This window comes from Bacillus swezeyi (genome assembly GCF_001969815.1).
Taxonomy (GTDB): Bacteria; Bacillota; Bacilli; order Bacillales; family Bacillaceae; genus Bacillus; species Bacillus swezeyi.
Window position 1 is genome coordinate 441805 of the sequence record NZ_MRBK01000006.1, and the last position, 17455, is coordinate 459259.

Here is a 17455-nt window from a genome sequence, read left to right on the forward strand (position 1 = left end):
AGCTTTTTTTAGTAGTTTAAACTTAAAGTGTTTTATTGCGGGGCTTGATTATATGTGAGGAGCTATTGATAAATGAAGGAACAATTTTTCAAAAAGCAATGGTTTTTATGCTTATCGATTTTTTTCATGTGGATGAAAACATATTTCATTTACAAAATTGGATTCGATTTACAGATTGACAACTGGCTTCAGGAACTGATTCTGTTTTTAAACCCGCTTAGCTTTCTCATCCCTGTATTTGGCATCACCCTCTATTTCCGCGAAAAAACACAGCGCCTGTTTTTAATCGGGGCGAATGTCATACTGACGGGCGTTCTAATTTCAAACAGCATTTTTTATGGTTTCTATATTGATTTCATAACGATCCCCGTGTTGTTTCAAGCCAAAAACCTCGGGGGGCTTGGAAGCAGTTTTCAGGAACTGTTCGATCCGATGTTCATCGCTCTATTCTTTGATTTGGCGCTGCTCATTTGGCTGGCAAAAACCCGCAGAAGAACGGGGATCAAGCCATCTCCGAGAGCCGTCAAGATCTATTATATGGCAGCTGTCGGGATGACGCTTTTTAACATTGCTTTATCAGAACTTGAACAGCCAAGATTTTTAACTTATTCATATGACCGGGAAGTACTGGTGAAAAATATCGGGCTCTATCAATTTCATTTCCTTGACGGCATTTCACAAACATTTAATTTAACGCAAAAAGCGGTTGCCGATGAAAACAGCCTGGCGACGATCGAAAATTATACGAATGCCGACTACAGCAAGCCGAATCAGGATATGTTCGGGATCGCTAAAGGCCGAAACGTCATTTTTGTAACGCTTGAATCAACCCAGAACTTCGTCATTCATGAGAAAGTAAACGGGGAAGACATTACACCGTTTATGAATGATCTCATAAAAAAAAGCTATTATTTCGACCATTTTTATCAGCAGACAGAACAGGGTAAAACATCCGATTCTGAATTTATCGTCGCCAACTCTCTCTATCCTTCTTTGAGCGGTTCGGTATTTTTCACAAAAAGTGAGAATGAGTACAATTCAATGTATAAAACACTGGCGAAACATGACTACACCTCATCCGTTTTTCACGCCAATCATAAGAAGTTCTGGAACAGGGACGTCATGTACAAATCTCTTGGAATTGACAGCTTTTTTGATGTCGAGCATTTCAATGTAACGCCTGAAAATTCAACCGGCTGGGGGCTGAAAGATGAGGAGTTTTTAACCCAGTCGGCCGATCTGATGAAGGATCTGCCACAGCCGTTTTACAGCAGCCTGATTACATTGACGAATCATTTTCCGTTTCAAATTGATGACAAGGATCAGCTGATTGATGAATATGATTCAGATAGTGAGGTTTTAAACCGTTATGTTACAACTGTCCGTTATCAAGATGAATCATTGAAGCATTTCTTCGCGAAGCTGAAAGCAAACGGGCTCTATGATCAATCGGTCATCGTCCTGATGGGAGACCACTACGGGATTTCTGAAGCACACAATGAGGCTCTTGCACAGTTTTTAGGAAAAGAGGAAATGACTCCGTATGATACCGTCCAGCTCCAGCGGGTTCCGCTGATCATCCACATTCCGGGCATCACGGACAAAGACCCGCAAACGATATCTGATACGAGCGGACAAATGGATGTCAAACCGACATTGCTTCACCTGCTCGGAATTGATACAAAAGGCATGGTCCATTTCGGCAATGACCTTTTTTCTAAAGAGAGAATGCCTTTTGCCGTATTAAGAAACGGAAGCTTTATCACCGATGACTATATTTACACGAAAAATATTTGCTACAAGCAAAAAACCGGAGAGATCATTGAAGATGCCAAGGATAAATGCGGTCCTTTTGAAGAAAAAGCAAATGAGGAGCTTTCCCTGTCCGATAAAATCATCAATGGAGATTTGCTGAGATTTTATAAAAAATAGTGCGTTCCCCCTTAAAGCCGGCTCGCGCGCCCGCTTTAAGGGGCTGTTTAAATTGGGTGACGGATGGGTATTATATACCGAATATTTGAAATGAACTTGCGGTTTTGGAGCTCCTTCGTTACCCTGAAAAAGCGAGGATATTTCGAGTAGCGATTATTTCATAAAGTGTTATAAAAATATGATGATTAAGAAGGTTTTAAAATGAGTGAAACACAACATACAACAAATAAATTACCGATTGTAGCCGTCCTGATTACAGGGACTTTTATCGCGATTTTAAATCAGACGCTGCTGACGACGGCTCTTCCGCCGATCATGAAAGATTTAAACATTACACCCGGCCTTGCCCAGTGGCTGACGACGATTTTTATGCTCGTGAACGGAATCATGATTCCTGTTACGGCTTTTTTAATTGAAAAATTTACAACCAGAAAGCTGTTTATGGCAGCAATGGCTTTATTCACAGCGGGAACGCTGATTTGCGCTCTCTCCTTCAGCTTTCCTGTTTTGATAGTGGGACGAATCGTGCAGGCGGCCGGTGCAGGGATTATGATGCCATTGATGCAGACGGTGCTTTTATTGATTTTCCCGAAGGAAAAACGCGGCTCTGCTATGGGAATGGTGGGTCTTGTTATTGCCTTTGCCCCTGCGATCGGACCGACTTTGTCCGGCTGGATCGTCGATCGCTACCCATGGGAAGTGCTGTTTTATCTCTTGCTGCCATTCGCTATCATTGACATGATTGTCGCCTATTTTATTTTAAAAAATGTGACAGAACAAACATCTCCTAAGATGGATATGCCTTCAATCATTTTGTCTTCTTTGGGTTTCGGCGGCATTTTATACGGCTTCAGCAGCGCAGGTGTTGTCGGCTGGACCGGCGTCGATGTGCTGATCGGCTTTGCTGTCGGAAGTGTCACACTTTTTTGGTTCATTTGGAGGCAGCTCCATTTAAAAGAGCCGATTTTAGAATTCAGGGTGTTTAAATACCCGATGTTTACGCTCGCCACTGTTATCGGCATGGTCGTCTTTATGGCGATGATCGGAGCGGCGACGATCGTCCCGATTTACATGCAGGATATGCGCCATTTCACCGCAATGGAATCCGGAATGATGCTGTTTCCGGGCGCTGTGGTGATGGGGCTGATGTCCCCGATTACAGGAAGAATATTTGATAAAATCGGCGCGCGCATCTTGAGCATTACCGGTTTAACAGCGATATTCGTTACAACGCTGTTATTAACCCACTTGTCCACAACAACTCCATTCGCCTACCTTTCCACCGTCTACGCGATTCGGATGATCGGGATGGGGATGGTGTTAATGCCTGTCACGACAGCAGGGCTGAACCAGCTGCCGCGCCATTTGATTCCGCACGGCACAGCCATGAATAACACGATGAGGCAAATGTCGGGATCGATCGGCACGGCTGTTCTGATTACCATCATGACACAGCGGGCGCTTGCCGATCCGGCTGGCCCCGGTTCAGATACGGCGATGATTCACGGAGTCAATCTGGCGTTTATGACCGCGGCTGCTTTATCCGGGATCGGATTGATCCTCTCATTCTTTATTAAGCAAAACCACCGCGGCCGTTTGGACGACCGCAGAAGAAAACAGGCGAAAAGCCGTCTCGTTCTTCACGAAAAATAAAAAATCCCGGGCTCTTTTATAGAACCCGGGATTTTTTTACGATTAAGATCATTCAAATCCTCTGTCCATTGTTTCAGGATCTGGACCTACACGCTCATCTTTGTTGAGTGCATTGATGTTTTCCACATCTTCTTTTGATAATTCAAAGTCAAAAATGTCGGCATTTTCAATAATGCGGTGTTCTTTGACTGATTTCGGGATGGTGACGACTCCGTTTTGCAGATCCCAGCGCAGAATAACCTGTGCAACGGATTTATTGTATTTTTTAGCGATTTCAGTCAGCACTTCATGATCAAGCAGTTTCCCCTGCATGAGCGGAGACCATGCTTCCAGCTGGATGCCCTGCTTTTTGCAGTAATCTCTTAATTCGAGCTGTGTTAACCGCGGATGGAATTCAACTTGATTGACCATCGGTTTGATTTCCGCTTCTGCCAATAAGCTTTCCAAATGATGCACATTGAAGTTGCTGACGCCGATGGCTTTCACTCTGCCGTCTTTGTACAGCTTCTCTAATGCGCGCCATGTCTCTTTATATTTGCCTTTGTCTTTACCCGGCCAATGAATCAGAAATAAATCAAGGTAGTCAAGGCCGAGTTTTCTAAGACTTTCATCAAAAGCCGCCAATGTTTTTTCATAGCCTTGGTCGCTGTTCCACACTTTTGAAGTGACGAAAAGCTCTTCGCGGGCAATGCCTGATTCTTTAATTCCCTTGCCGACGCCTTCTTCATTTTGATAGATAGCAGCCGTATCGATACTCCGGTATCCGTTTTTAATGGCTGCTTTAACAGATTCAACGACCTGGCTGCCCTCTTCCACTTTGAAAACTCCAAGACCAAACCAAGGCATTTTTACTCCGTTATGTAATGTCACAGTATCCTTTAAACTGCTTACCATTTGAACGACCACCTTTCTTTTATTCAGATGCGTTTGCAGCATCACCTCCATTATCTCATAATGGAGGGATTTGACATAATAAATTGCTCATTCGGCAGAAAGGGCCAAAACGAGCGCTCCCGTGATCCCCGCATTGTCACCCAGTCCCGGCGGTACGATATACTGATCGAGATCAGGCAGATCAACGTATCCGTTTACATATTCGGAAAGCTTTTCCCGAATGAGCGGAAACAATTGCTGCTGTTTCATGACCCCGCCGCCCATAATGATTTTCTCGGGGCATAAAATAAGGATGTATTGCATGAGCGCTTGAGCTAAATAATCGGCTTCAAGTTCCCATACCTCTTTTCGGCCGGCTAATTCCTTTCCTTGTTGTCCCCAGCGTTTTTCAAGAGCCGGGCCTGCTGCCATCCCCTCAAGGCAGTTATTGTGATACGGGCAGTTTCCCTTAAAAGAATCTTGCGGACTGCGTCTGATAAGAATATGACCCATTTCAGGATGTGAAGCGCTTTGAACTAATTCACCCCCGACAATCGCCCCGGCGCCGATTCCGGTCCCAACCGTAATATATAAACAGCTGTTCAGCCCTTGTGCTGCTCCTTTGCTGATTTCCCCCAATGCTGCGGCATTGACATCTGTTGTGAAAGAAACGGGAATACCCAGCCTTTTTTTAAGTTCAGGAATCAAAGGATAGTTGCGCCAAGCCAATTTGGGCGTATTTGTAATATAGCCGTAGTTGTCCTTCCCCTTCGCCACAGAAATAGGTCCAAACGAACCGACTCCCAATGATGTGAGATGATGATTTTCAAAAAAAGTGATGAGCCTTCCGATTGTTTCTTCAGGTGTTTCCGTCGGAAATGTCTGCTTGTCTATGATTTCCCCGTTTTCTGTTCCAACCGCACAAACAAATTTTGTGCCGCCCGCCTCAATTGCACCGTAATAGTTCATCCTCTGTACTCCTTTTCGTCTGTTTTAACTTCTACAATTGAATGATAAATCAGACAATGAAGGAAAGCAATTGAAGCCTATTCTATTCATACAGCATCGAGGCTTCCAGGTCATTCATGTACTGGCGGAGCCGATAGGCCGTTTCCCTGGAAATTTGCCGGCTTTCAAACAGCTGCTGAATTTCATTGCGAATGATCTGCACCGATTTTAAACGGATCTCTTTTTTCTGTCTTTCATAACGGCTGCTTTTCCTTCGGCCGGCATCACCGTGCTGAAGCGTGAGGATGAAGTGGCGGTAAAAGGCGATGACGGACTTGGACGCCTCTTGATTATCGTCATTCATATGTTTTTTTACCGCTTCGATTGCCGCTTTTGCCATTTGGATTCGGGATGTTCTCAGCATATCGCCGTTTCGATCGGAGGGCCGCTGCATGTCTTGCTTACGGCTGGCGGAGAACAGGCTCTCGATCAGATGCTGACATTTCATGAGTGAAACATCTGCTTTAAACGGATTGGAAAAAAGCAGTTCCTTTTCTCGCAGCCTTTCTTGCAGCTGATGTGCAATTTGATCTGTAATCTGTTTGTTTTTCTGCATTTTTTCTAGTTCCGCCTGTTCAGCTTTCAAAGCATAAATACGGATTTTGTTTTCCATCTTTTTGAGTCGCAAATGCTGTTTCAGCGAATACTGCTCCACTTTGAGCCCCTTTAATCTCTCATTGTATTCTGATATGACGGCTAAAGCAGCTGCTCGGTTATTTTCGTTCATCTCCTCTTTTAAAGCCTTGATCGTTGTTTTCATTAACTTTCTTCTTACGCTTTGCAGCTGGCTGCCGGCGGCTGATTGCACTTTTCTTTCAGAAAGCAGCGGCAAAAAGATGCTTGCCGTCAGCAATGTGCACAAAATGACGCCGGCGGCTAAAAAAATGATCAAATCACGTTCCGGAAAAGGGCGGCCGTTCTCTAATACGAAAGGAATCGAAAACGCTCCGGCAAGCGTGACGGCGCCCCTCACACCGGATATTGAAATTTGCAGTATGGAGCGCAGCTTATCCCTTCCTGAAGCCGCTTTTATTTGCTGCCCCCAATTCCCCTGCCAAAATAGAAAAACCCACATAAAGCGAAGACTCATGAAAAGCAGTGTAATGAGCACGATGTAGCTGATGACTTTTGCATTATTAAACGCTTCATCGCCAAAAATGACGGATAGCGCCTCAGGCATTTGCAAGCCGAGAATGACAAACACGAGGCCGTTTAAAATAAACAAAATGATCCCCCAGGTGCTGGATGAAACGATTTGCAGCTTGACTATTGCCGATTCGGCTCGGTCATGCTCGGCCGCATGAGTGATGCCGCCTGCCACAACAGCGAGGATGCCCGATGCGCCGAGCTCTTCAGCCGCCAAATAAATCACAAATGGCGTCAGGATTTGAATCAGCATATGCATGGTGACATCCTCCATCCCTAAGCGGCGGAGCAAATATCGAAACCTCAGAATTAAAAAAGAAAGAACAGCCCCGCTAAAAAGCCCGCCAATCGCAATGATAAAAAAACTGAGCACAGCCTCAGACAAGGAAAAAGCGCCTGTCACAGCTGCAGCGATAGCAAATTTAAAGGCGACAAGTCCTGATGCATCGTTCATTAAGCCCTCTCCCTCAAGAAGACGCATCATATCCTTGGGCAAATTGATTCTTTTCGAAAGCGCACTGACGGCTACAACATCTGTCGGCGATAAGATGGCAGCAAGCGAAAAAGCGGCTGCTAATGGAATTTGCGGAATCAGCCAATGAATCGCATATCCGCCTATAAGCACGGTCACAAAGACGAGACCAAATGCCAAAAGCAGGATCGGCGTCCGCAATTTCCATAATTCATTTCTCGGTATCCTCCTTCCGTCATGAAACAAAAGCGGTGCGATGAATAAAACGAAAAACAGCTCTGGGCTGAGCGAAATATGGAGACCGCCCGGAAAATCAGCCGCTATGATGCCTAATCCCACCTGAATGAGAGGGACCGGAACAAATGGAAGAAACCGATGAACGATATTTGAGATTGCAATGATGGTCAGCAAAACCAAAACGGCGAGGAAAACGGTCACTGATGCACCTCCTAACTGCCGCGAAGCAGTCCTGACGGCTGTCATGAATGAGTTCTTCTTTGTTCAGTATTCATGAAATCGAGGAACATATACATTCGCGGTGTACAGAGCTGAAAAGAGGTTTTTCTACAGCAAAAACGAAGTTTTATTGCGGGAGGGAATATCATGGATCATCCATATCATGCTTACCGTTCTTTATTTCCCGTATTGTCAACACATATTCACCTGGGCGCCTGCTCAGGAAGCGCTTTGGCACTTCCTGTTTCAGGGGCGATTGATGAGTATCGCAGCGCACTTCTTAAGGGCGGTTTGAATTGGGAAGCGCTTCTTAAAAAGATGGAAGAGGCAAAGGAAAAGTTCTCCCGGCTGATCGGAGCTGAAAAAGAGGAGATCGCCGTTTTATCATCTGTTTCCGACGCAGTTTCGGCAATCGCCGTGTCTCTTCCTGAACAGCCTCACAGAAATCAGATTGCTTTCACAGACATTGACTTCCCTGCCATCGGCCAAATTTGGCTGGCACAAGACCGCTTCAAATATAACCTCGCCGTTATACATGGCGAAGACGGCATGATTCGCTTAGAGCAATTTGAAAAGCAGATCAGCGATCAGACACTTTTGACGTGTGTACCGCATGTCAGCTATTACAACGGCTTTAAACAAAATTTGAAAGATATCGCTGGCATCGTCCATCAAAAAGGCTCGCTTTTATTTGTGGATGCTTACCAATCCGCCGGACATATTCCGATCAATGTCAAAGACATGGACATCGATATTCTCGCAGCGGGGACACGCAAATACATGCTTGGCATTCCAGGGACGGCGTTTTTGTATATCAAACGCGAACTCTCTGAACAGTTTCAGCCAAAAATGACCGGCTGGTTCGGCAAGGACAAGCCATTTGCGTTTGATTTGCATCACTCAGGCTTTGCAGAGGGGGCGAAACGCTTTGAGACCGGTACACCGTCATTCATCGGCCTTTATGCAGCAGACGCGGCGCTCAAGCTGCTGCTTGAAGCCGCACCTGTTCAGATCGAATCTTATTTGCAAAAGCTTGCCCGATTTTCTTTACAGCACGGCAAAGAAAAAGGCTTGCAGATCATCGGTCCGCAAACCGTTCATAACAGAACAAGCCTGATTTCGATTCGCTCCGAACAGGCATCCCGAATCGAGTCCTTATTGCGGGAAAAAAACATCATCACATCATCGAGAAATGATGTGATCAGAATCGCCCCCCATTTTTATAATACGAAAGAGGAAATTGAACATACAATTGATGCGATTGCCGCATTGATGCACGGCCGCCGTAAAATCTAGGGGCCTGTCTTCAAAATAGACAGATAAGGATTTTTTACTTAAACTATAAAAAAACATTTTTCATCAAGGAATGAGACATATTGAAGAGCTATATCGATGAAGAATTAGAAGAGACAAAAAAGAACAGCCGCAGAAAAGTCGTGTTTGCACTTTTGGCGATCATCCTTGCAGTCGGCATTCCCATCAGTTATGTGGTATATACCCATTTTTACTCGATGAATCATTTGCCGGAGGGGAAATGGATTCAATCTTCTTCTTCGCCAAACCAGCAATACAAATTAAACATATATAGGGTGAAGAAAGGCCGTGCAACCGGCTCTTATTCCGTCAGAGGAGAATTGACAAACGTCTCAACCGGCAAACAGAGGAATATTTATTGGGGATATAAAGAGTATGACGCACAAGTCAAATGGAAAGACAACCATCATGTATCCATTAATAACAAGGTGCTCGACGTCCGTACAGATACATATGATTGGAGAAGAGAGTGATGTGTCACTCTCTTTAGATTGTTGACAAAATCCTAAAACAGTTTAAAGTTTCAGGATTTTTCCATCCTTTTCAGCGTGACTCGAAACCTTCACAGTCTAGGAAAATCGAGCATCGGAGCGGACTTTCACAGGATGTGATGACGGCGGCGTTCCTTCCTTGAACGTCGGCACCGACCCAGCAGGCCTGACAACGAATGCGAGGGTTTTTTGTCGACGCTGAAGAGAGTGATGTGTCACTCTCATCTCCTTGTGTACATCCCGCCCGGAATATCATTTAAAAACGGGCTTTCCTCTCCAAGCGAAAAAAGGTGGAGTTCATGCATCGCTCTTGTACAGGCGGTGTAAAACAGCGTCCGCTCTCTTTCGCGCCAATATCGTTTTTTCGAGCCGTCATAGAGGATGACGGCGTCAAACTCGATGCCTTTTGCAAGATATACGGGGATCACCAGCACACCTTTTCGGAATGTGCGCGTTTCTTTATCCATCAGCTTCAGCTCCGTATCATTTTGCAGATGCCTTGCCGCTTCTCTGCATTCCTGAACCGTTTTGCAGATGACCGCAATTGTCTCCCTCCCTTTATGTTGAAGGCCCCTAATGCAGGTAGCTATTTTTTCATGATGGGCCGCTTCATCGGCCGAGACCGTTAATGTCGGCTTTACACCCTCCCGGTTAAAAGCCTCGATCTCATCGCCGCCCTTCACCATTCGCTTTGTAAACTCAACGATCTCCCTTGTCGATCTGTAGCTTCGCTTCAGCTTGATCGTCTCCGTTTTCTCCCCTTCAAACACATCCTTTGAAAGAAGCGCTTTTTCACGAGATGTATGGGCAAGAATCGCTTGATTAAAATCACCTAAAATCGTCATTTTGCATGCAGGAAACAGCTGTTTGAGAAAAGCCAGCTGAAATGGCGAGTAATCCTGCGCCTCATCAATGAATAAATGCCGGACTGACGTATTTTTTCCTCCGCCTTTGATATGGTTTTTCACATATAAAAACGGAACGGCATCTTCATACGGCATCCGGCTGTAGTGAAAGCTTTTTGCCGTGTATGCACAAATGCTTTCCCAGCCATCCGGACGGGGGACCGAATGATTCCAGTCTGAAAAGAGCTGCAAATACGTTCTCTTGAAGTCAATAAAGCCTAATGCCTTCACTGCTTGTATCAGCGGTTTGAATTCCCTTTCGACAATCATTTTTGCGAGCAGATCTTGCTCCCTCTCATAATCATCAAAGGTATCCCCGGCAAACCGCCGTTCTTCCTGAAGCTGTTTATAGACTTTCAAATACTCCTCTTTGTCCAGCAGCTCGATTTTTTCAAGCGGCCATTCTTTTTTTCTTTCCTCCTGCTCCTGTGTTTTCAATATCTTCAGCAGCCATTTCGCCGTAAGCTCAATCCGGTATGGAAGCGGTTCTGAGGAATCCAGCGTTTGAAAGAAATCACGGATTTGATCGGCTGCTACGATTCTTTTTCCGCGGAAAACAATATTTTTAAACAGCAAGTGTCCCTTCGCCAAATAGCTTGCATAATTATCAATAAGGGCTTTGAACGCCAGGCTCGATTTATAAGCAATCGATTTCATCCGGCCCGGGTCATCTTCATTTTCCGAAGCCGTCAAACAATATTCCAATTGATCGAACGGCGTTTCACAAGCCACCTGCTTTCCGAGATGCCGTTCCAAATATTCCTGAAACGTTGTCTGCTGAATGTTTTCTTCGCCAAGCTCCGGCAGGACATTGGCAACATAGCTGTTAAAAAGAAGATTCGGAGAAAAAAGCAGCAATTGATTGGACTCGATTCGTCCTCGCCCGCGGTACAGCAGATAAGCTGCCCTCTGAAGCGCTGCCGACGTTTTTCCGCTGCCCGCCGTCCCTTCGACAATTAAATAACGGCTCGTATCATTGCGAATGATTTGATTTTGTTCTTTCTGAATCGTCGCAACAATGCTTTTCATCTGGATATTGGCCTGATTCCCCAGCACTTCCTGCAGCAGTTCATCTCCAATCGCCATATCTGTATTAAACATTGCTTTCAGCCGGCCGTTTTTGATGAGAAACTGCCGTTTCAGCTCTATCGTTCCGTTGATCGTTTCTTCCGGAACCTCATATTGCGCCGACCCGGGCGCATGGTTGTAAAACAAACTGGAGATCGGCGCCCGCCAGTCATAGATCAAAAACCGCTCTTCCTTCTCATCCATCAATGAACCGAGTCCGATGTATACAGATTCAGCCGTTTCATCTCCATCCTCTAAAAAGTCGACGCGGCCAAAATAAGGTGAATCCTTCACTTTTAAAAACTTTTTCAATTGGCTGTAAAACTGCTTATGGCTTCTCTCCCTTTCTGATAAAACCTCCGCCTGCTGTTTAATGCTTGAAAATGTTTCGACCGCTTCATTTTCATCGGCCAAGTTCAATGTCACATCATCCCAAAAGTTTTTTCTTAAACCAATGATGTCCTCTTTTATGCCGCCGGTCTTTCTCTTTAGAGAATGAAGCTTTCGATCTAATTCTTTTAAAACGAGTTCAATTCGTTTCTCCTCTTCAAGCCATTCCTTATTGGTTTCTTCCATGCGGATCACTCCCTAAAAAGATTTGACATCGAAAAAGATTCATGATAAAATAATTATGGATATAATTATAAATATTGAAAATTAATGTTAAAATACACTTCATCTTATCACATCAAGATCAATAAAATCAACAAAAAGCCGACTTTTCAATCAATGAAAAATCGGCTTTTTTTATGGTTATTCAGCTGTTTGACCGTATCGAGCGGTTCGGAAGTTTCCAATTAAACATGTAGGAGCATACACGGCATGCAACAAGAACGGCAAAAAGCATATACAATGTGAAAGGCTTCTCTGCCCAGCCCATCCCGATGATCAATCCGCCTAAAGCGGCCCAAACGGCGTAAATCTCGGTTTTCAAGACAAGCGGCTTGCGCCCGGCCAAGAGATCCCTGATCATTCCGCCGCCGCTGCCGGTCAATACCGCTGCAACGATCACTGCGCTGACCGGATGGTTCATGTGGACGGCATATAATGCCCCTTGTATCGCAAATGCTGATAGTCCGATTGCGTCTGAAAAACTGCCCCATATCTTCCAATGCTTCAACAGCAGATTCGGAAACAAAAACACAAACGTGATCGACACGAGAGCGATTTGAAACAGCGCCCCCTGCTCCCATAAGGCAGATACAGGGACTCCGATCAGTAAATTTCTGATGGCTCCCCCGCCAAAGGCAGTGACAATCCCCAATATATAAACTCCTAAAATATCATACTCTTCTTCCATTGCGACAATCGCCCCGCTGATCGCAAAAGCAATCGTTCCGATGATGCTCAACACTTCCCAAGCCATCTAAGGTGTCCTCCATACTCATCTTCAATCTTTTTGATTTTATAACTTCTTCATCCTTTAAATCAACCCTGTGAAACAAAATGTTTTATAATATAGGAATCATCCTTTATATTAGCGAAAAACCGAATAAAATGAAGGAGGGAGCTGGATGGAACAGCCTATTATCATAGAAAATGCAAATGACTCATGGCTGGTGCAATATGAAGAAGAAAAAAAGCAGCTGCACGAGATCTTCGGAAAAACCGCGCTGGCAATCGAACACATCGGCAGCACCTCTGTTCCCGGACTGGCTGCAAAACCCGTGATTGACTTAATGGCTGGTGTAAAGCACCTTGGCGAGGTTGACCGCTTCATTGAACCGCTTCAAAAGCTCGGCTATGAGCATGTCATTCACGAAGCATTTCCGGCAAGACGTTTTTTTAGAAAAGGACAATGGAGAGCGGGGACACATCACCTGCATATTTATGTCTTTCAGAGCGAAGAGTGGAAAAATCAGCTGAGATTCCGACATTATTTAAGAGAGCACCTGCAAACGTGCAAAGACTATGAATCATTGAAAAAAGACTTGGCGCGGCGCTTTCCGCATGACCGCACCTCCTACACAAAAGGAAAAGAGTCGTTCATTACAGCGGTCATAGAAAAAGCAAAACAACAGGAATAGACGAAAAGGAGCATCTGATATGTCAAGAAAAACAAAGCATAAATTGATCACAATAGCTATCGCCTTCATCATGGCTGTATTACTGTATTATTATGTGCAAATGACGAAGTGAACAAGACAAAAACCGCCCTTATACGTTTAAAATCATTCTGACTGTTTTGAGGATATGCCCTTCAAAGTCTTCTTCATATTCGGAGACATCCTCAAAACCTTTGGCTTGATAAAAATGTTTGCCGTTGCGGTTATCTTTTTCAACTTCTACAAATAGCTTTTTGACACCCTCCAAATGCTTGATTCCCTCTTCCAATAATGCGGTTCCGATTCCTTTTCCCTGGTATTCCGGATATAGATAAATAGCTGCGAGATTGGCCTCTCCTCCTTCTCTGACAAAGGAGCAGTTAGCAAAACCGATGATTTTTCCGTCAGCTTCTGAAACGAGTATTAACGAGTGTGCCAAACGTTGCTGCATCCTCTCATTATTGTATGCTTTCTGCAGGAATTTCTCTTGAACGTCGATGGGGATCATGCCTTCATAAGTATGGTTCCAGCTTGCTTTTGCAACCTGCTGAACCTGGCGGATGTCTTTATTTTCCATTTTGCGAATGTTAAACTCCATTTATATCACCTTCCAACCCATCCAATAATTTCAAATATTATAACACCTATTCTATGAACATGTGTATGAAAATAAAAAAAAGAGCATTGTCAGACAATGCTCTTTTTACTCCTCTTTACCCTTGAGAAAGCACATAAAAATGATAATCAAAATAAATGCGGTAAGGGCGAGAAATGGAATGGTGATAAAGCCGAACCAATTGATATATTGCCCTGAACAAGGAACTCCGGTGATACACGGTTTAATGCCGTTGAATCCGGGAATTTTCTGCTCCAAATAGTGCATCAGGGAAATACCTGCGCCGATAATCGCCATCGGCAGCACATATTTTTTCACCCGGACATCGCCCTGAAATGTCGCGATTCCGAGGATCAGCACCAGCGGATACATCATGATGCGCTGATACCAGCACAGTTCACAAGGAATAAATTTACGGATTTCGCTGAAATACAGGCTGCCGATTGTCGCCGCTAAAGAGACGATCCAGGCGCCGTACAGAAGGAACGACTTATTTTTCATCACTTGCCCTTCAGCTCTTTTTCGATCGTTTCTTTGATCTTGTCATAATCAAAAGGTTTGGCGATTTTTACGCCGTTTACAAAAATCGTCGGCGTTGAATCCACGTTGTATTCGCTGATGAGGGAGCTGTCCGTTCCAAGCTGCTCTGTGAACGTTTTGTCATTTAAGCTTCCCACCAGCTTGTCGCGCTTGATCTTTGTATTTGCTTCGGCAATATCCGCCAATTTTGCAGGCGTCGCCCACTCATTTTCCATCGTATCGTTGTCAGGCTGCGCTTTGTACAGTGCTTCATGGAATGTCCAGAATGAATCCGGGTCTTCCTTCCATACTTGTTCAGAAGCAAGGGCGCTCAGCTCTGAGCCTCTGCCATGCTGCTGATTGACGAAATTAATATATGAAAAATTGACTTTTCCCTTATCGATATAATCTTTTTTCAAATCGGGAAAAACGGATTCCGTCCATTGCTTACAGCTCGGACACTTGTAATCTCCGAATTCGGTAATCGTAACAGCCGCGTCTTTATCTCCGAGGATCGGCTGTCCTTCTGTTGAAGGCTTGTCATCAAATGTTTGCGAAGCGTTTTCTGTTTGGTTGTTAAGGACGACCAGCGCGCCGATCAGAAAAACGACGATAACTGTCAATATCACTGCAAATTTCATCGGTGACTGCTGTTTCTTTTTCACTTAGACACCTCATTATTTCTTATTTTTTAATATGTCAGTTTCACAATCTCTTTCATTTTAACAAGACAAGCCGTATTCGTGAAGATGCTAAAATACGTTTTTCCGGTTCTTAAGGCGGGAAAAAAGTTACATTTCTTTGACATTTAATACGCGCATTGCATTTAAAACGGCAAGAAGCGTTACACCGACATCTGAAAATACGGCTTCCCACATCGTGGCGATACCGAAAGCGCCCAATAGGAGAAAAACGCCTTTAATCCCAAGTGCAAATATAATATTTTGCCAGACGATGCTTCTGGTCCGTTTGGCAATCTGTATCGCTTCGGCGATTTTGGAAGGCTGATCTGTCATGATCACGATATCAGCGGCTTCAACGGCTGCATCAGAACCGAGACCGCCCATCGCAATTCCGATATCCGCCCTCGCCAAAACAGGTGTATCATTGATTCCGTCACCGGCGAAAAGCAGCTTTTCTTTCGGAAGCTTTTGCCCATCAAGTTCTTCAATACGTTCAACCTTGTGCTGCGGGAGGAGTTCTGCATGCACTTCATCAATGGCGAGCGCCTCTCCGACGGCATCGCCAACCTCTTTTGCATCACCTGTCAGCATAACCGTTTTTTTAATCCCCGCTTTTTTCAAAGATGAAATCGCATGTCCGGCATCTTCTTTTATATCATCAGCAATCAGGATCGAGCCGATAAACACGCCATCAGCCGCTACATAAATAACGGTTCCGATGCCGTTTTCCTCTTGATAGCGAATATTTTCTTTCTGCATCAGTTTGGCGTTTCCGGCCAAAATGCGGACTCCGTTAACAGCCGCCTTCACCCCGTAGCCGGACATTTCGCTGTAATCCTTAATGGCTTCTGCGGAGACGGACTTTCCGTATGCTTCGCGAATCGATTCTGCGATCGGGTGTGCGGAATGGAATTCGGCAAGCGCTGCATATTCAAGGAGCTCTTCCTCTGTCGCTTTCTGATCGGCCGGCGATAGTTTGACGACGGCAAATTCACCTTTTGTCAATGTCCCCGTCTTATCGAAAACGGCATATTTGACATCATTTAAAGCTTCTAAATAATTGCTGCCCTTTACAAGAATGCCGGCTTTTGATGCGGCCCCGATACCGCCGAAAAAGCCCAGCGGAATGGAAACGACAAGCGCGCACGGACACGAAATAACCAAAAAGACAAGCGCCCGGTAGACCCAATCCGATAGTATTGCCCCCGGAACGATCACAGGCGGAACAAATGCAAGAAGAAGAGCGACAATGACGACAAACGGTGTATAATACTTGGCGAATTTTGTGATAAAATTCTCGGTCTTCGCCTTTCTGCTGCTTGCATTCTGAACCAAATCGAGGATCTTGGAAACGGTTGAATCGCTGTATTCTTTGAGGACTTCCACCTCAAGCACGCCGTTTTTATTAACAAATCCGCTCAGCACTTCATTGCCGGGCGCCGCTTCGCGCGGCACGGATTCCCCGGTTAATGCGGATGTATCAACCATCGATTTTCCTTTTAAAACCTTGCCGTCAAGAGGTATTTTTTCTCCCGGTTTGATGATGATCACATCGCCTGCTTTGACATGTTCGGGAGATACCTTGGCCGTTCCATCCCCTGTTTGAAGATTGGCATAGTCGGGACGAATATCCATCAAATCGCTGATCGATTTTCGCGAGCGATTGACCGCAGCTCCCTGAAACAGCTCGCCGATTTGATAAAACAGCATGACGGCTACCCCTTCAGGGTATTGCTGGATGATAAAAGCGCCGGCGGTGGCAATTGTCATTAAAAAATGTTCGTCGAAAACCCGGCCGCGAAAGATGTTTTTGATCGCTCTTAAGACAACGTCGCCGCCAATGAGAAGATAAGCAATGAAAAAGAGAAGCCATTCCGTGATGCCGCCGGCGGGAAAAAGAAAGCCGGCCGCGCCGAGAACGGTTCCCAAAACAAGCCTTGCGATCGTTTTTTTGACGCGTTGATCACTGCCTGACTGTGAAGATGGTGCGCCGTCTTTCAATGCCACTTGAACGTGCGGTTCAATAGCGGTGACCTTTTTCTTAATTTCTGAAGATATGTTTTGACCGCTGCCTTTATTTATCTTGACAGTCAAAGTGTTTGTGGCAAAATTGACCGAGCACGCATCAATCCCCTTCATGCGGGCAATCTCATTTTCGATTTTCTGCGCGCAGTTTCCGCAGTCAAGACCGTTTAACGTGTATTCTTGCTTCACTTTTTCCATCTCTCTCACCTTTCTTTCAGCGCCGGAACGATTTATTTTATATATGAGCAT

At 45.0% G+C, this 17455-nt stretch carries 14 protein-coding genes; 5 read left to right on the plus strand and 9 right to left on the minus strand.

Annotation, left to right across the window (positions count from 1 at the left end; translation table 11 throughout):
* The first annotated feature begins 72 nt into the window (after nucleotides 1–72).
* Both BTA30_RS08375 and BTA30_RS08380 read left to right on the plus strand, forming a co-directional pair.
* Nucleotides 73–1932, plus strand: coding sequence for an LTA synthase family protein (locus BTA30_RS08375; RefSeq protein ID WP_076760786.1), 1860 nt, complete (start codon nucleotides 73–75; stop codon nucleotides 1930–1932).
* Nucleotides 1933–2133: 201 nt separating this feature from the next.
* Nucleotides 2134–3585, plus strand: a complete 1452-nt coding sequence (locus BTA30_RS08380) for an MDR family MFS transporter (protein WP_076760787.1) — start codon at nucleotides 2134–2136, stop codon at nucleotides 3583–3585.
* A gap of 48 nt (nucleotides 3586–3633) precedes the next feature.
* On the opposite strand, the gene BTA30_RS08385 is transcribed toward BTA30_RS08380, so the two are convergent.
* The 3 genes from BTA30_RS08385 to BTA30_RS08395 form a co-directional block, all read right to left on the minus strand.
* On the minus strand, nucleotides 3634–4479 hold the full coding sequence (locus BTA30_RS08385) for an aldo/keto reductase (protein WP_076760939.1): 846 nt from the start codon (nucleotides 4477–4479) through the stop codon (nucleotides 3634–3636).
* Between the two features lie 87 nt (nucleotides 4480–4566).
* Complete coding sequence (locus BTA30_RS08390) at nucleotides 4567–5427, minus strand: ROK family protein (protein WP_076760788.1); 861 nt, start codon at nucleotides 5425–5427, stop codon at nucleotides 4567–4569.
* 82 nt (nucleotides 5428–5509) lie between these two features.
* On the minus strand, nucleotides 5510–7522 hold the full coding sequence (locus BTA30_RS08395; protein WP_076760789.1) for a Na+/H+ antiporter: 2013 nt from the start codon (nucleotides 7520–7522) through the stop codon (nucleotides 5510–5512).
* 165 nt (nucleotides 7523–7687) lie between these two features.
* Between BTA30_RS08395 and BTA30_RS08400 the strand changes: the two genes are divergently transcribed.
* Complete coding sequence (locus tag BTA30_RS08400; protein ID WP_076760790.1) at nucleotides 7688–8836, plus strand: aminotransferase class V-fold PLP-dependent enzyme; 1149 nt, start codon at nucleotides 7688–7690, stop codon at nucleotides 8834–8836.
* Nucleotides 8837–8916: 80 nt separating this feature from the next.
* Nucleotides 8917–9327: a DUF5412 domain-containing protein gene (locus tag BTA30_RS08405; protein ID WP_076760791.1), complete on the plus strand. Its 411-nt coding sequence runs from the start codon at nucleotides 8917–8919 to the stop codon at nucleotides 9325–9327.
* A 239-nt stretch (nucleotides 9328–9566) separates the two neighbouring features.
* Here the strand turns inward: BTA30_RS08405 and helD are convergent, their stop codons facing one another.
* Both helD and BTA30_RS08415 read right to left on the minus strand, forming a co-directional pair.
* A complete protein-coding gene (gene helD, locus BTA30_RS08410) occupies nucleotides 9567–11894 on the minus strand; it encodes an RNA polymerase recycling motor HelD (protein WP_076760792.1) in 2328 nt (775 codons plus the stop codon).
* A gap of 181 nt (nucleotides 11895–12075) precedes the next feature.
* Nucleotides 12076–12684 carry a trimeric intracellular cation channel family protein gene (locus BTA30_RS08415; protein ID WP_076760793.1) on the minus strand — a complete coding sequence of 203 codons (609 nt, stop codon included), beginning with the start codon at nucleotides 12682–12684 and terminating at the stop codon, nucleotides 12076–12078.
* Nucleotides 12685–12832: 148 nt separating this feature from the next.
* Between BTA30_RS08415 and BTA30_RS08420 the strand changes: the two genes are divergently transcribed.
* Entirely contained in the window at nucleotides 12833–13345 is a 513-nt protein-coding gene (locus BTA30_RS08420) for a GrpB family protein (RefSeq protein WP_076760794.1), read from the plus strand.
* A 130-nt stretch (nucleotides 13346–13475) separates the two neighbouring features.
* On the opposite strand, the gene BTA30_RS08425 is transcribed toward BTA30_RS08420, so the two are convergent.
* From BTA30_RS08425 to BTA30_RS08440, 4 genes are all read right to left on the minus strand, one after another.
* Entirely contained in the window at nucleotides 13476–13961 is a 486-nt protein-coding gene (locus tag BTA30_RS08425; protein ID WP_076760795.1) for a GNAT family N-acetyltransferase, read from the minus strand.
* 105 nt (nucleotides 13962–14066) lie between these two features.
* On the minus strand, nucleotides 14067–14480 hold the full coding sequence (locus BTA30_RS08430) for a disulfide oxidoreductase (RefSeq protein ID WP_076760796.1): 414 nt from the start codon (nucleotides 14478–14480) through the stop codon (nucleotides 14067–14069).
* Nucleotides 14480–15163 (minus strand): DsbA family protein, encoded by a 684-nt coding sequence (locus BTA30_RS08435; protein WP_076760797.1) that lies wholly within the window; start codon nucleotides 15161–15163, stop codon nucleotides 14480–14482. Before BTA30_RS08435 ends, BTA30_RS08430 begins: the two co-directional genes overlap by 1 nt.
* Nucleotides 15164–15289: 126 nt before the next feature.
* Nucleotides 15290–17404: a heavy metal translocating P-type ATPase gene (locus tag BTA30_RS08440; RefSeq protein WP_076760798.1), complete on the minus strand. Its 2115-nt coding sequence runs from the start codon at nucleotides 17402–17404 to the stop codon at nucleotides 15290–15292.
* Nucleotides 17405–17455: the final 51 nt, after the last annotated feature.

Coding starts and splice junctions, on each gene's coding strand:
- BTA30_RS08375 (WP_076760786.1), top strand. CDS start 73: ATGAAGGAACAATTTTTCAAAAAGCAATGGTTTTTATGCTTATCGATT.
- BTA30_RS08380 (WP_076760787.1), top strand. CDS start 2,134: ATGAGTGAAACACAACATACAACAAATAAATTACCGATTGTAGCCGTC.
- BTA30_RS08385 (WP_076760939.1), bottom strand. CDS start 4,479: ATGGTAAGCAGTTTAAAGGATACTGTGACATTACATAACGGAGTAAAA.
- BTA30_RS08390 (WP_076760788.1), bottom strand. CDS start 5,427: ATGAACTATTACGGTGCAATTGAGGCGGGCGGCACAAAATTTGTTTGT.
- BTA30_RS08400 (WP_076760790.1), top strand. CDS start 7,688: ATGGATCATCCATATCATGCTTACCGTTCTTTATTTCCCGTATTGTCA.
- helD (WP_076760792.1), bottom strand. CDS start 11,894: ATGGAAGAAACCAATAAGGAATGGCTTGAAGAGGAGAAACGAATTGAA.
- BTA30_RS08415 (WP_076760793.1), bottom strand. CDS start 12,684: ATGGCTTGGGAAGTGTTGAGCATCATCGGAACGATTGCTTTTGCGATC.
- BTA30_RS08420 (WP_076760794.1), top strand. CDS start 12,833: ATGGAACAGCCTATTATCATAGAAAATGCAAATGACTCATGGCTGGTG.
- BTA30_RS08425 (WP_076760795.1), bottom strand. CDS start 13,961: ATGGAGTTTAACATTCGCAAAATGGAAAATAAAGACATCCGCCAGGTT.
- BTA30_RS08430 (WP_076760796.1), bottom strand. CDS start 14,480: ATGAAAAATAAGTCGTTCCTTCTGTACGGCGCCTGGATCGTCTCTTTA.
- BTA30_RS08440 (WP_076760798.1), bottom strand. CDS start 17,404: ATGGAAAAAGTGAAGCAAGAATACACGTTAAACGGTCTTGACTGCGGA.